The 13,740-nt window shown below is 72.6% G+C and carries 13 protein-coding genes and 1 pseudogene; 8 read left to right on the plus strand and 6 right to left on the minus strand.

The window, feature by feature from the left end:
• Positions 1–68: 68 nt before the first annotated feature.
• The 3 genes from ACZ39I_RS19510 (at position 69) to ACZ39I_RS19520 (ending at position 3,860) form a co-directional block, all read left to right on the plus strand.
• Entirely contained in the window at positions 69–998 is a 930-nt protein-coding gene (locus tag ACZ39I_RS19510) for a glutaminase (RefSeq protein WP_467245588.1), read from the plus strand.
• 97 nt (positions 999–1,095) lie between these two features.
• Positions 1,096–2,499, plus strand: a complete 1,404-nt coding sequence (mptB, locus tag ACZ39I_RS19515) for a polyprenol phosphomannose-dependent alpha 1,6 mannosyltransferase MptB (protein ID WP_467245589.1) — start codon at positions 1,096–1,098, stop codon at positions 2,497–2,499.
• Positions 2,496–3,860, plus strand: a complete 1,365-nt coding sequence (locus ACZ39I_RS19520; protein ID WP_467245590.1) for a glycosyltransferase 87 family protein — start codon at positions 2,496–2,498, stop codon at positions 3,858–3,860. The genes mptB and ACZ39I_RS19520 overlap by 4 nt, the downstream gene beginning before the upstream one ends.
• A gap of 35 nt (positions 3,861–3,895) precedes the next feature.
• On the opposite strand, the pseudogene ACZ39I_RS19525 reads toward ACZ39I_RS19520, so the two are convergent.
• From ACZ39I_RS19525 to ACZ39I_RS19535, 3 genes and pseudogenes are all read right to left on the minus strand, one after another.
• Positions 3,896–4,780, minus strand: a pseudogene (locus tag ACZ39I_RS19525) (D-alanyl-D-alanine carboxypeptidase family protein); the annotation flags it as partial.
• 85 nt (positions 4,781–4,865) lie between these two features.
• A complete protein-coding gene (gene rho, locus ACZ39I_RS19530; protein WP_467245591.1) occupies positions 4,866–6,002 on the minus strand; it encodes a transcription termination factor Rho in 1,137 nt (378 codons plus the stop codon).
• A gap of 242 nt (positions 6,003–6,244) precedes the next feature.
• Entirely contained in the window at positions 6,245–7,072 is an 828-nt protein-coding gene (locus ACZ39I_RS19535) for a class I SAM-dependent methyltransferase (RefSeq protein ID WP_467245592.1), read from the minus strand.
• A 120-nt stretch (positions 7,073–7,192) separates the two neighbouring features.
• Between ACZ39I_RS19535 and ACZ39I_RS19540 the strand changes: the two genes are divergently transcribed.
• From ACZ39I_RS19540 to ACZ39I_RS19550, 3 genes are read left to right on the plus strand one after another with little or no spacing between them, the layout of a single operon-like run.
• Entirely contained in the window at positions 7,193–7,861 is a 669-nt protein-coding gene (locus tag ACZ39I_RS19540) for a YciI family protein (protein ID WP_467245593.1), read from the plus strand.
• Positions 7,858–8,199, plus strand: a complete 342-nt coding sequence (locus ACZ39I_RS19545; protein ID WP_467245594.1) for a YciI family protein — start codon at positions 7,858–7,860, stop codon at positions 8,197–8,199. The genes ACZ39I_RS19540 and ACZ39I_RS19545 overlap by 4 nt, the downstream gene beginning before the upstream one ends.
• Positions 8,196–9,425, plus strand: coding sequence for an RNA polymerase sigma factor (locus ACZ39I_RS19550; RefSeq protein WP_467245595.1), 1,230 nt, complete (start codon positions 8,196–8,198; stop codon positions 9,423–9,425). Before ACZ39I_RS19545 ends, ACZ39I_RS19550 begins: the two co-directional genes overlap by 4 nt.
• Positions 9,426–9,648: 223 nt before the next feature.
• On the opposite strand, the gene ACZ39I_RS19555 is transcribed toward ACZ39I_RS19550, so the two are convergent.
• Entirely contained in the window at positions 9,649–10,056 is a 408-nt protein-coding gene (locus ACZ39I_RS19555; RefSeq protein WP_467245596.1) for a nuclear transport factor 2 family protein, read from the minus strand.
• A gap of 68 nt (positions 10,057–10,124) precedes the next feature.
• Between ACZ39I_RS19555 and ACZ39I_RS19560 the strand changes: the two genes are divergently transcribed.
• Both ACZ39I_RS19560 and ACZ39I_RS19565 read left to right on the plus strand, forming a co-directional pair.
• Positions 10,125–10,688, plus strand: coding sequence for a PadR family transcriptional regulator (locus ACZ39I_RS19560; RefSeq protein WP_467245597.1), 564 nt, complete (start codon positions 10,125–10,127; stop codon positions 10,686–10,688).
• 5 nt (positions 10,689–10,693) lie between these two features.
• Entirely contained in the window at positions 10,694–11,422 is a 729-nt protein-coding gene (locus tag ACZ39I_RS19565) for a class I SAM-dependent methyltransferase (protein ID WP_467245598.1), read from the plus strand.
• A 32-nt stretch (positions 11,423–11,454) separates the two neighbouring features.
• Here the strand turns inward: ACZ39I_RS19565 and ACZ39I_RS19570 are convergent, their stop codons facing one another.
• Together ACZ39I_RS19570 and ACZ39I_RS19575 are read right to left on the minus strand one after the other, a co-directional pair.
• Complete coding sequence (locus ACZ39I_RS19570) at positions 11,455–12,621, minus strand: serine hydrolase domain-containing protein (protein WP_467245599.1); 1,167 nt, start codon at positions 12,619–12,621, stop codon at positions 11,455–11,457.
• A 100-nt stretch (positions 12,622–12,721) separates the two neighbouring features.
• Positions 12,722–13,690: an acetylxylan esterase gene (locus ACZ39I_RS19575; protein WP_451474998.1), complete on the minus strand. Its 969-nt coding sequence runs from the start codon at positions 13,688–13,690 to the stop codon at positions 12,722–12,724.
• Between the last annotated feature and the right edge of the window lie 50 nt (positions 13,691–13,740).

The raw sequence follows: 13,740 nt of genomic DNA on the forward strand, positions 1-13,740 counted from the left end.
CAGGCCGCGTCCTGGAACGGCCGGTGCACCACGGAGACCCGGAGACGCTCCCGCGACAGGCGTGCGGCATGATGACGCTCATGTCCTCGCAGTTCCAACCGGTCCTGGAGCGCGTCGCCGCCGAGATCGAACGGACCCCCGGCCGCGGCCGGCCCGCCGACTACATCCCGGCGCTCGCCGCCTGCGATCCACGCAGTTTCGGCATGGCCGTCGCGGAGCTGGACGGCACGGTGTACGGCGTCGGTGACTGGCGCGAGCCGTTCTCGACGCAGTCCATCACCAAGGTCTTCACTCTCGCGCTCGTCCTGGCCCGCGAGGGCGACGCACTCTGGGAGCACGTGGGCCGCGAACCCTCCGGCAACCCCTTCAACTCCCTGGTGCAGCTGGAGTACGAGAGCGGCATCCCGCGCAACCCGTTCATCAACGCGGGCGCCCTCGTCGTCACCGACCGCCTCCACAGCCGTACCGGAGACGCGGCGGGCGAGTTGTTGTCCTTCCTGCGCGAGGAGAGCGGCAACCCGGCGCTGGACTTCGACGACGAGGTGGCCGCCTCCGAGTCCGCCCACGGCGACCGCAACGCCGCCCTGGCCCACTTCATGGCCGCGTACGGCAACATCGACAACGAGATCCCGGTCCTGCTCGACCAGTACTTCCGTCAGTGCTCGATCAGGGCGTCCTGTGCCGACCTGGCCCTGGCCACCAGCTTCCTGGCCCGCCACGGAATCCGCGCCGACGACAGCCGCCTGCTCACCCTCAGCCAGGCCAAACAGATCAACGCGATCATGCTGACCTGCGGCACGTACGACGCGGCGGGCGACTTCGCCTACCGGGTGGGCCTGCCCGGCAAGAGCGGAGTGGGCGGCGGAATCATCGCGGTGGTGCCGGGCCGCTGCACGCTGTGCGTCTGGAGTCCGGGCCTGGACGAGCGCGGCAACTCCGTGGCCGGGGTGGCGGCCCTGGACAGGTTCACGACGCTGACGGGCCTGTCCGTGTTCTGAGACGAGGTGAGCGCATCCCGCACCCGCCCACGCACCGGTCACACCCCGGTCGCCACGCCGTCGCCTTCCAGCCACCCACGACTGACACGCTGCCGATGTGTTGGCCAACGTTCCCGTCGATCTCCGCCGCTGCCGGATCCTCGGTCTGGTCGGCACCGCCTTCCTCGCCGCGGGTGGTGAGACCGCGGGAGCCCTCCCCGTCCGCGAACTCCTCACCCCCGCCTCACCGCAGGCGGCCCTGGGCCTGGTCGGTGCCTACTTCGGTGTCGTCCTGCTGATCGCGGCCTGGCTCCTCCTTGGCCGCCTGGTGCGCAGCCCCGAGACGCGGCCCGGCACGCGCGAACTCATGACCGTCCTCGTCGTCTGGTCGGTACCGCTGTTGCTCGCCCCGCCCCTGTTCAGCCGGGACGTCTACAGCTACCTCGCCCAGGGCGCCATGGCCGACGCCCACATGGACGTCTACGCCCACGGCCCCGCCCTGCTCGGCGGCCCCCTCGCGGACGAGGTCGCCCCCATGTGGCGCGACACGGCCGCCCCGTACGGCCCGGTCTTCCTCGGCGTGGCCTCCGCGCTGGCCAGGGCATCCCAGGGTGAACTCCCGGCCGGTCTGCTCGGGATGCGGCTCGTCGCCCTGCTCGGCGTGGCCCTGATGGCGGCCGTCCTGCCCCGTCTGGCCCGCCACAGCGGTGCCGACCCGGCCGCGGCGCTCTGGCTCGGCGCCCTCAACCCGCTCGTGCTGCTGCACCTGGTCGCCGGCGCCCACAACGACGCCGTCATGCTGGGGCTTCTCGGCCTCGGCCTGGTCGCCGCCCTCGGCAGGTGGCCGGTCCTGGGCGCCGTACTCGTGACGCTCGCCGCCCTGGTGAAAGCGCCTGCCGTCCTGGGACTCGCCGCGATCGTCGTCATGCGCGTCCGGGCCGGCGACCGTCCCGCGAAAGCCGTGGTGACGGCCGTCGTCTCGCCAGCCGCCACCACCGTCGCCGTGACAGCCGTCGCGGGCACCGGTTACGGCTGGATCGGCGCCCTCAACACCCCTGTGTCGTCCGGGAACTGGGCCCTCACCAGCCTCCTCGGCCGCGCCACCGCAGCCCTGCTGGAACGGTTCGGCAGCGATCTGGCCCCGCTGGCCGTCCCGTTCTGGCACGCGCTCGGCATCGTCACGGCCGTCGCCGTCATCGGCCACACCTGGCTGCGCCTGCGTCCGCGACCCGTCTACGCCCTCGGCCTGAGCCTGGCCACCCTCGCCGCCCTCGGCCCGGCGATCCGGCCCTGGTACGCGCTGTGGGGGCTGTTCCTCATAGCGGCCGCCGCGCCCAGCGCCTCGGTACGTCACCGGGTGGCCGCGGTCACGGGTGTGCTCGCGCTCGCCACCCTCCCGAGCGGCGGCCCGGCCGACACCGGGCAACTCGTCCTCGCCGTCTCCGGAGGCGTACTCGCCCTGGTCGTGCTGGTCCAGGCCCACCAGACGGCCCAGGCCCCGGCCACGGGACGTACGGCATGAGGGCGCCGGCCACGGAGCGCGGCCGGCTGCTGCTGGTCCTCGCCGCCGCCACCGCCGTCACCGTCTTCACCGCGACCGTGCCGCTCCTGCGCGACTGGTTCGACCTGCGCGTCTACCACGGAGCCGTCGACACCTGGGTCCACCACGGCGGACGGCTCTACGACTACCGGGTGCCGGGGACGACGTACGGCTTCACCTATCCGCCGTTCGCGGCCGTCGCCATGCTTCCGATGGCCGCGCTCGGCCTGCGCGCGGCGATCGTGGTGAGCCTGCTGCTCAACCTGGTGGCGTTGGCCGTGGTCGTGCGCCTGCTTACCGGCCGGGCCTGGCGGCGTCACGGCTGGTACGGCTGTGTCCTGGGCGCCTGCGCGCTCGCGCTGTTCGAACCGCTGCGCGACACCTTCAGTTTCGGCCAGGTCAACCTCGTGCTGCTGGCCCTCGTCCTCGTCGACGCCTGGCTGCTCGCCACCGGCCGGGAACGCTGGGCCGGTGTCGGCATCGGGCTGGCCGCCGCGGTGAAGCTCACGCCGGCCCTCTTCATCGGCTTGCTCCTGCTCGCCCGGCGCGGGCGCGCGGCGGCGGTCGCCACGGTCGTGGCCCTGACCGCGACGGGCTTCGCCGCCCTCGTGGCGCCGGACGCCTCGCGCTTCTACTGGACCGACGCGCTGTGGGACACGACCAGGGTGGGCCGGCTGGACTACGTCTCCAACCAGTCGTTGCAGGGCATTCTGGCCCGGCTCGGCGAACCGGACCGCGGGGTCTGGGCGGTGGCCGTCCTGCTGACCCTGGGTGTGTGGGCCGTACGGGCCCGGCGGGCGGTGGCGGCGGGGGACTGGGCGGCCGCGTTCGCGCTGACCGGCCTGACCGCCTGTCTGGTGAGCCCGATCACCTGGGTGCACCACCTGGTGTGGCTGCTGCCCGCCTTCGCCGTCCTCGTGCGCACGGAGCATCCGCGGATCGCGGGCGCTCTGTACGCCGTGCTGTGCACCAGCGTCGTGTGGCTGTGGTTCGACGACCCGTCGGGCGTCGACGGCTTCCTCGGCGGCAACGCCTACACCTGGATCACCCTCGGCCTGCTGCTGTGGCTCCCGGCGGGTCAGCGCCGTGCCGAACGCCCGAACCGGGACCGCAGCGCCACGGCCATCGATCCCGCACCGAGCCCGGCGGCGCCCAGGATGGCCCAGGTCTCCAGCCAGCCGGGGCCGGTCCCGTCGTCCTGCGGCGAGACCGCCGCCGCGGCCGGCACGGCGGCCTCGGGCCCCGGCCGGGGCCGAGCCCGCAGCGCGTCCAGCGAGCCCACCGGGTCCACCCGTCCGGCCGCACCGAACCCCCAGTCGAGCAGCACGCGCGCCTCCTCGTAGACGGCGAGGCCACCGCCCGACTGAGGATTCATCACCGTCACGACGAGCGTCCTCTCGCCCCGGCGGGCGGCGGCGACGAGCGTGTTGCCGGCATGGCTCGTGTAGCCGTTCTTGATGCCGATCAGCCCGTCGTAGGGCTCCACCCCGTCGGCACCGGTCAGCAGCCGGTTGGTGTTCCGGATCCCGTACGGCCATCCGCCCCGGCCGGGGAACTGCGCCTCGGCGGTGCCGCAGTACCGCGCGAAGTCCGCGTTGCGCAGCCCCGCCCGGCCGAACACCGCGAGGTCGTACGCCGAGGAGACCTGGCCCGGGGCGTCGTAGCCGTCGGGGGAGTAGACGTGGGTGTCGCGGGCGCCCAGGGCGAGCGCCTTGGCCTGCATCCGGGCGGCTGTCGTGCTCCAGCCGCCGCTGAGCCCGGCCAGGACGTGCACGGCGTCGTTGCCGGAGTTGAGGAAGACCCCGCGCCACAGGTCGGCCACTTGGTAGGTCTCTCCTTCGGCGACCCCGACGAGACTGCTGCCGGGCCCGATGCCGGCGAGTTCCTCCTCGCGGACCGTGTGCCGGAGGCCGCCGGGCAGCACCGGCAGGACGGTCAGGGCGAACAGGGTCTTGAGCGTGCTGGCCGGCGGCAGCCGGCGGTGGGCGTCGTGCGCCGCGAGGATCTCCCCGGTGTGGGCGTCGGCCACCACCCACGACAGCGCGGACACCTCCGGGACCGGGGGCACGCCCGGGTGCGGCCGGACCTGGATGCCGGGTCGGTACAGCAGGGCGGGCGGTGCGGCCGCGGCCGGTGGTGCGCCGGGAGCTCCGGGGTCGGCGCCCGGGTCGGCGGCCGCCGCAGCGGAGGCGAACACCAGCAGGCCCGTCGTGCACAGGGCGCAGGCCGAGACGGCCATCCGAGAAGGAAAACCGATAGTCATACCGCAAAGCTAGGAACGGACCCGCCGTACATCGCGCTGCCCGGGCCGTGCGGGGCCCGTGAGCACCCGGACGGGGGATGGTCCGTCAGCCGGCGGGCAGGGTCGGCTGGATGCGGCGCAGGAAGGTCGCGTTGTCCGGGGTCTCGCGCATCCGCTGAAGGAGCGTCTCCAGGTTGCCCTGGCCGTCTCCGTTCTGGAGAACCCGCCGCAGCCCTCGTACGGCGGTCAACTCCGCCGGGCCCAGCAGGAGTTCCTCGCGGCGGGTGCCCGAAGGGTTGATCGCGACGGCCGGGAAGACGCGGCGGTTGGCGAGTTCGCGGTCCAGGCGGAGCTCCATGTTGCCGGTGCTCTTGAGCTCCTCGAAGTAGAAGTCGTCGGCGCGCGAGCCGGTCTCCACCAGGGCGGTGGCGAGGATGGTGAGCGAGCCGCCCTCCTCGGCGAGCCGGGCGGCACCGAAGAACTTCTTCGGCCCGATCAGCGTGGTCGCGTCCACGCCGCCGCTGAGGGTGCGGCCGTTGCCGGGGGCGGCGTTGTTGTGGGCCCGGCACAGCCGGGTCAGGGAGTCGAGCAGGATCACGACGTCCTCGCCGGCCTCGACGAGCCGCTTGGCCCGCTCGATGACCAGCTCGGCCAGCGCGATGTGCTCCTTGGGCGTGCGGTCGAACGTCGAGGCGTACACCTCACCGCGCACGGAGCGCCGCATGTCGGTGACTTCCTCGGGGCGTTCGTCGAGCAGCACCACCATCAGGCGGCACTCGGGGTGGTTGCCGGCGACGGCCGCCGCGATCTGCTGGAGCAGGACCGTCTTGCCGGTCTTGGGCGGGGCCACGATCAGCCCGCGCTGCCCCTTGCCGACGGGCGCGATCAGATCCGCGACCCGCCCGGTCAGGGCGGACGCCGGGTGTTCGAGCCGGATCCGCTCGCGCGGGTGCAGTGGTGTGAGGTCGTGGAAGTTCCGCCGGTTGCGGTCGGGGGCGTCGCCGTTGACGCGGGCGACCTCGGTGAGGGCGCGCTGGGTGCCGCGCACCCCGTCGACGACATCCCCCTTGCGCAGGTTGAACCTGCGGATCAGTGCGGGGGAGACCTGGAGGTCGGAGGGCGAGGGCAGCAGGCTCGCGGCGCGCAGGTGACCCTTCCCGCCGGAGTCGATGTCGAGGACGCCGGTGACGGCGCGGACCGGGGGCTGCTGCTGTACCGGGGGGCGTTCGAGAGTGGTGGTCATGATGGTCTGTCCTTTCGAGGACGGAAGGCATGGGACATGCGGAAGGAAGGGGGGAAGCCGCGAGAAGGAAGGCGGACGACGCCTTCGGCGGCGGGAGACAGCGCCTCGGGTACGGCTGCGGAAGCCCTGATCGCGAGGTGGTGCTGAAGAGCTGACCCAACTGTCAGCGGGGAGTGGTAACTGGCACCGGCGCCCAAGAAGGGGCGTGCACAAGTGCTAGCCGCAGAGTAGCACAGGCTGGCTCAGTGGTCGGCCGCAAGGCCGTACAGAAGCGGGATCCGCGGGGCGGGAAGGCGCCACCAGCCGGACGGTGTACGCACCATCTGCGGCCAACGCGGCCAGGGCAACTCGTCGCTCTCGCGGAGGTGCCGGACCCTCAGTCCCGCCCCCGTCAACGCATTGATGACTTCTCCTATTCCGTGCATCCACTCGTAGCTCGCCGTGGCGCCCTCGACAGCCGGGCCGTCGGTGTACGTGTGGGTCGCGTCCCGGTGCACGGGACCGTCGCCGCCCAGGTAGTCGTGGCGCAGCAGCAACTCAGGCCCCTCGTCCGGCGCGGGCTTCGGGCCCAGCGAGTTGAGCAGCGGATGGAACTCGACGACGTACAACAGGCCACCCGGGCGCAGCAGTCGGGCGATCACCGCTGCCCACCGGTCCAGATCGGGGAGGTAGCACAGAGCGCCCTTCCCGGTGTACACGACGTCGAACTGCCGTCCTCCCAGCGCCTGGACGGCGTCGTACACGTTCGCCCGCACGTACTCGACGTCCACGCCCGCCCGCTCCGCGATCCCCTGAGCGGCCGCGACGGAAGCCTCGGAGAAGTCGAGGCCCACCGCCCGGGCCCCGCGGCGGGCGAGGGCGAGGGTCTCCGTGCCGAGATGGCACTGGAGGTGGAGCACATCACGGCCGGTGAGCTCGCCGAGGTCCTCCCACTCGAAGGCGGCGAACCAGCGCTCGGGATCGAGGCCCTGGTCGAGGCCGTAGAACCGGCTGGCGAGGTGGACGGGGGTGCGGGCGTCCCAGTTGGCCTGGTTGACCCGCATCAGCCGCGCCTGCTCGTCGGACGTCATGACGCCATCCAACCGCGCACCCGGCAGATCCGGCCCACTTTTTTCTGCGCGCAGGTGTCGATTCGGTCCGGTCCCGTTCGTCGGCCGGGTGTAGGAAGCTCATGAGGACCGGGAGGAACCATGAAGTACATGCTGCTCGTCTGCGGCGACGACACCAACGACGCCTCGGGCATGGCCCCCGTCGAACCCTGGGTCGAGGAACTCGGCGACCGCCGCGTACGGCTGCACGGGCACCGGCTCGCCCAGCCCGCCGACGCGGTCACCGTGCGGGTGCGCGGCGGCGAGGTGCTGCGCACCGACGGCCCCTTCGCGGAGACCAAGGAGTACGTCGCCGGCTTCGACATCCTGGAGTGCGACAGCCTTCAGGAGGCCGTCGAGGCGGCCGCGAAGCACCCCGTGGCGACCATCGGTGCCATGGAGGTACGGCCGTTCTGGGAGGACGAGGACGCCGAGGGGCAGATCCGCCGCCTCGACGCCGAACTGACGGAGGCGGCGCGCACGGGGGACACCGAGCGGAGGATCGCCTGCTACGCGCAGGACGCGGAGGTCGCGACGGAGGGCCGGCACCACAAGGGTGTCGAGGCTCTTCGCAAGGCCCTCGCCGAAACGCCCACCGGGCCGGCCACCCGCGAGGTCCTGGATTTCCGGGTCCACGTCGACGAGAGCATCGCCTTCGGCCACGCCCTCGTCCGCAGCGACGACACACTGCTGCGCGTCACCACCGGCTACCGCGACATCGGCCCCCGCTGGCTGATCGTCCACGAGCACGTCACGGAGGCCACGTCATGAAGTACGCCCTGCTGATCTGCACCCCCGTCGCCGGCGAGGAACTCAGCCCCGCCGAGATCGCCGAGGACGCCCGCTTCACCTCCTACATCGAGGAGGTCCGCGGCCGCGACCTCGTCAAGGGCGGAGCCCGCCTGCGCCCCGCCTCCGACGCCACCACCGTGCGCGTCCGGGGCGACGAGGTCCTGCTCACCGACGGCCCGTTCATCGAGTCCAAGGAGTACATCGCCGGCATCGACATCATCGAGGTCGCCGACCTGGACGAGGCGATCTCCCTCGCGTCCCGGCATCCGGCGGCCCTCGGCGGCGGCTCCGTGGAAGTACGGCCCGTGTGGGAGTGACGGCCGAAGAGGCGGTCGCCGCCGCCTTCCGCGAGGAGTGGGGCCAGGTCGTCGCCACCCTGATCCGGGTGACCGGCGACTGGGACCTCGCCGAGGAGTGCGCGCAGGACGCCTTCGCCCAGGCCCTCGACCGGTGGCGGCGCGACGGCGTCCCGCGCCGCCCCGGCGCCTGGCTCACCACCACAGCCCGCCACCGGGCCATGGACGTACTGCGCCGGGAGGCGGTCGGAGCACGCAAACTACGGGAGGCGGCCATGCTCACGGCACCCGGGGAGCCGTACGACGACAGCGGTGTCCAGGACGACCGGCTGCGGCTGATCTTCACCTGCTGCCACCCCGCGCTGCACATCGAGGCCCGGGTCGCCCTGACGCTGCGCACCCTCGCCGGACTGACCACACCGGAGATCGCCCGCGCCTTCCTCGTCCCCGAGGCGACCATGGCGCAGCGCCTGGTGCGCGCCAAGAAGAAGATCCGCAACGCCGGCATCCCCTACCGCGTGCCGCCCGCCCACCTGCTGCCCGAGCGCACGACGGGCGTGCTCGGCGTGATCTACCTGCTGTTCAACGAGGGGTACGCGGCCACCTCGGGCGCCGATCTCGTACGCCGGACCCTGTGCGCGGAGGCGATCCGGCTGGCCCGGGTCCTGGCCCGCCTCATGCCCGACGAGCCCGAGGCCCTCGGCCTGCTCGCGCTGCTGCTCCTGCACGACGCCCGTCGCGGGACCCGGGTGGACGCGGACGGCGAACTGGTGACCCTGGAGGACCAGGACCGCACCGCGTGGGACCGCGCCGAGGCCGACGAGGGCGCCGCCCTGCTGGAGACCGCGTTGCGCCGGGGCCGGCCGGGGCCGTACCAGATCCAGGCCGCCATCGCCGCCTGCCACACCACCGCCGCCACGGCCGAGGACACCGACTGGGCCGACATCGCCGCCCTGTACGGCGAGCTGCTCCGCTTCGTGCCCTCGCCCGTGGTCCGCCTCAACCGCGCGGTGGCCGTCGGCATGGCCGAGGGCACGGAGGCGGGGCTGGCCCTCGTCGCGGAACTGGAGCGGGAGGGCGAGCTGAGCGGCTACCACCTGCTCCCGGCCACGCGCGCCGACCTGCTGCGCCGCAGCGGCCGTACGACCGAGGCGGCGCAGGCGTACGAGCGGGCCCTGGAGCTGGTGGAGAACGACGCCGAGCGCCACTTCCTCGAAAGGCGGCTCGCGGAGTGCGGGTCGGAGTAGGAGGCGATCGTCGCGCCAACGCCGGTACTGGAAGCCCTGGTGACCGGGGCGGACGACGCCGGTCCGGCTGCCCCGTCGGGCCGGCTCCAGCGCCGCCACCTGCACGATGGGTGGCCGAGGCCCTGGCGACGAGGCTCGCGACGTCGGGCCTGTGCGGGCGGACATCGACCTGTCGGCGGGGATGATCGCCCCGGCGCAGCTCCCTGACCCCGGGTGCGTGGATTCAGGAGGAGGCGGCGGCCCTCGCTTCCGCCTCCTTCGCGACCTCCTCGAACCGGGCGCCCATCGCCGTCGCGAGGGCCTGTGCGCCCGACAGCGGACGGACCATCACCATCAGCCTGTCGATCAGGCCGTCGTCGTCGAGGTGGATGAAGTCGCAGCCGTCCAGCGCCCGTTCGCCGACCCGGGTCGCGAAGACCAACGCGTGGTCACGGCCGTCCTCGCTGCTCAGCTCACTCACATAGCGGAAGTCCTCGAAGACCTTGACGACCGTGCCCAGGATCGCCGCCGTGATGGCCTTGCCCTCGTACGGCTTGAACACCACCGGACTCGTGAAGACCACGTCCTCGGCCAGCAACGCCTCCACAGCGCCGAGGTCACCCGCTTCGACCGCTTCTCGGAACGCTCGCACGCCGCCTCCATAGTCAATTTGTTGAGTAGGTGTGGAGTAGACTAATCACCCGCTGCTAGCGTGTCCACATGTCGCTCAAGTACGCCGTCCTGGCCGCCCTCCTGGAGGGCGAGGCCTCGGGCTACGAACTGTCCAAGGCCTTCGACGTCTCGCTGGCGAACTTCTGGCCCGCGACCCCTCAGCAGCTCTACCGTGAGCTCGAACGACTGGCGCGGGACGGGCTGATCGAGGCGCGGGTGGTACAGCAGGAACGCCGGCCCAACAAGCGGCTGTTCACCCTGACCGAGACCGGCCGAGGCGAGCTGAGCGCGTTCGCCGCCGAGCCGCCCCGCAGGCCGGCCGCCCTCCGCGACGAGTTCCTGATCAAGATCCAGGCCATGGACACCGTCGACCCCGAGGTCACCCGGGCGCTGCTCGAGGAGCGCATGTCGTGGGCGCGCGGCAAACTCGCCCGCTACGAGCGCCTCCGTGACCGGCTCCTCGACGGCCGCACCGAGGAGCGGTACCTCGCGGAGGCCGACCGCATCGGCCCCTACGTCACGCTCATGGGCGGCATCGACCTGGAGACGGCCACCGTCCGCTGGTGCGAGCGCGCGCTCGGCGTCCTGAAACGCCGCGCTCCCCTAAGCTGACCCGGATGTTCAGCCCAGAAGGCCCCAGCCTCCGCGAACTCGCCGTCCAGGCGCTGTCCTCCGTCGAGCGCGGCTACGACCTGCTCGCCCCCAAGTTCGACCACACCCCCTTCCGTACGCCCGACTCGGTGCTGGACGCCGTCGCGTCCGCGCTGCGCCGAATGGGCCCCTTCGAGGCGGGCCTCGACCTGTGCTGCGGCACCGGTGCCGGGGCCCGGGTGCTGACGCGGGTGTGCCGGGAGAGCGTGACCGGCATCGACTTCAGCGCCGGGATGCTCGACGTGGCCCGGAAGCGGAACCGGTCCGGGGGGCCGCGCGTCTCCTGGGTGCGGGGTGACGCGCGCGCACTGCCGTTCGCCCCCGCCACCTTCGACCTCGTCGTGAGCTTCGGCGCCTTCGGTCACTTCCTGCCCAGCGAACTGCCCGGCCTGTTCGCCCAGGCCCGCGAAGTCCTGCGCCCGGGCGGCTGCTTCGCCTTCCCGATCGTCGCCCCACCCCGGCCGTCGTCGCCCGCCTACTGGATGCTCCTCGGTTTCGACGCCGTGATGCGGGTGCGCAACGCCCTGTGGCGACCGCCGTTCGTCATGTACTACCGGGCCTTCCGGCTCGGGGACGTACGCCGGGAACTGGAATGGGCCGGCCTTCGGGTGGAGCTGCACGCCCTGCCCGGGTTCGGCGTGCGCCGGGACGGCAGTCCGCGGGTCCGGATGGTCGTGGCCAGGCGGCCCCTCTAGCCGCTCGCCGCGGTTGCCCTGGCGGCCGTCTGTCACAGGGTGCTGTACAACGCCTCGATCAGCGTCATCTTCCGTGGATCGTCGGCGATGTGCGGCCCCATCCGGTTCATGACATAGCCCAGCGTGACCCCCGCCTCGGGATCGGCCAGCCCGCACGACCCACCGAAACCGTCGTGCCCGAAGGCCCGGGGGTTGGGCCCGTACGAGCCGTTCGGCCCACTGAGCCACAGGCCGAGCCCGAGCTCCGTCTCGCTGTCCAGCCCCGCGCCGAGCACCAGGTCACGGCACCTGCCCTGGCTCTCGCGGACCCGCTCGGCGGCCTCCGGGGACAGGATGCGCCGGCCGTCGAAGGTGCCCCGGCCCGCGAAGATCCCGTAGAGCGCGGTGACGGCCCGGGCGGTGCCGTGGCCGTTCGCGGCGGGGATCTCGGCGGCCCGCCACTCGGGCGTGTTCGCCTCCGCGGCGCCCGCGAAGGGGTTGGTCAGGGCGGCGATCGCCGCGGGTGCCAACTGGGCGAAGACCGCGGCCTGTTCGGCGGTCGACGCGACCGGCGGATGCACCAGCTCGGCTGCCCGGTCCGCCTCCTTCTCCGGCAGGCCGATGGTGAAGTCGATGCCGAGCGGCCCCGTCACCTCCCGCTCGAGGAAGGCGCCCGGCAGCAGCCCCGAGACCCGCCGGACGACCTCCCCTACCAGGAAACCGTACGTGAACGCGTGGTACCCGGACACCGTGCCCGGCTCCCACCAGGGCTGCATGGCCGCGAGCCGCCGTGTCGTCAGTTCCCAGTCGAAGAGCTCCGCGAGGGCGTGGGGTTCGCGCAGTCCGGAAAGGCCGGCCCGGTGCGACAACAGGTGCCGCACGAGAACCTTCTCCTTGCCCGCGGCGGCGAACTCCGGCCAGTAGGCGGCCACCGGGGCGTCGAAGTCGAGCAGACCCCGGTCGGCGAGGAGGTGGGCGCACAGGGCGGTCGGGCCCTTCGTCGTCGACCACACGTTGACGAGCGTGTCGCGCTCCCAGGGGCGGGTGCGGGCCGCGTCGGCCCAGCCGCCCCACAGGTCCACGACCGTCTCGCCGTCGACCGTGACGCTCACCGCGGCGCCCAGCTCGGCACGGTCCCGGAAGTTCTCCTCGAACGCCGCCCGCACTGCCGCGAAGCGCTCGTCGCAGTGGCCGTGGACAGCCGGCCGGTGCTCGGACATGGACCCTCCGTCGTCGCCGGAAGCCCGGACCGCGACACTGCGATCCGGGTCCCGAGAACATACCGACTGGTCGGGCCGGAGGGAAGGTTCCCGGCAGGACTCAGGCGTACGCGCGCAGCCAGCGCAGCTTCGCCGCCTCCTGATACGGGCCGCCGCCCTCGTGGTCGTTGAAGTCGTAGACCTCGATCGCCTTGTCGGCGTGGGCCCAGGCGTTGAAGGCCGCGAAGACGGTGGAGGGCGGGCAGGTCAGGTCCTCGAGGGCCGCCGAGAAGAGCGCCGGGGTGCGGGCGCGGCTCGCGAAGTGCACGCCGTCGAAGTAGGCGAGGGTGCCGAGGACGTCCTCGAAGCGGCCGCGGTGCGTCTTGAGGTAGAGGCCGATCTCGCGGTACGGGTGACGGTCCGTGATCGTCGCCGCGCGCGGGAAGTCGCACAGGAACGGCACGTCCGGGGCGACCGCCGCCAGGTCCGGGACCAGGCCGCCGACCGCGATCGAGATGCCCCCGCCCTGGCTGCCGCCGAGGACGACCGTGCGGGCCGGGTCGGTCAGCGGGTGGGAACGGGCCGCCTCCACCGCACGCACCCCGTCGGTGAACACCCGGCGGTAGTAGTAGTTCTCGGGCGCGTCGATGCCCCGGGTCATGAACCCCGGGTACGCGGGCGCACCGGCCACCGGGTCGGCGGTGCCACCGCCGCCGCCCCAGGCACTGCCCTGACCGCGGGTGTCCATCACGAAGTGCGCACGGCCCGTGGAGGCCCACAGCAGATGCTCGTGGGGCAGACCGCGGCCGCCGCCGTACCCGATGAACTCCACGACCACCGGGACCGGCGCCGAGACCTCGGCGGGGATCGTGAACCAGCCCTTGACCGGGTGGCCGCCGAACCCGGCGAACGTCACGTCGTACACCTTCACGGTGGACAGGCCCGTGTCGACGAGTTCGAAGCGGGCGTCCAGATCGTGCTCGCGGGCCTCCTGAAGGGTCTTGGACCAGAACGCGTCGAAGTCCTCGGGTTCGGTGGAGTCGCTGCGGTACTCGCGCAATTCGTCGATGGGGAGGTCGAACAGGGCCATGCAGGACCGCCTTTGCGAAGGGACAGGGCCGGATGATCACACCGTACGTG

The organism is Streptomyces sp. NPDC024687, assembly GCF_055559055.1.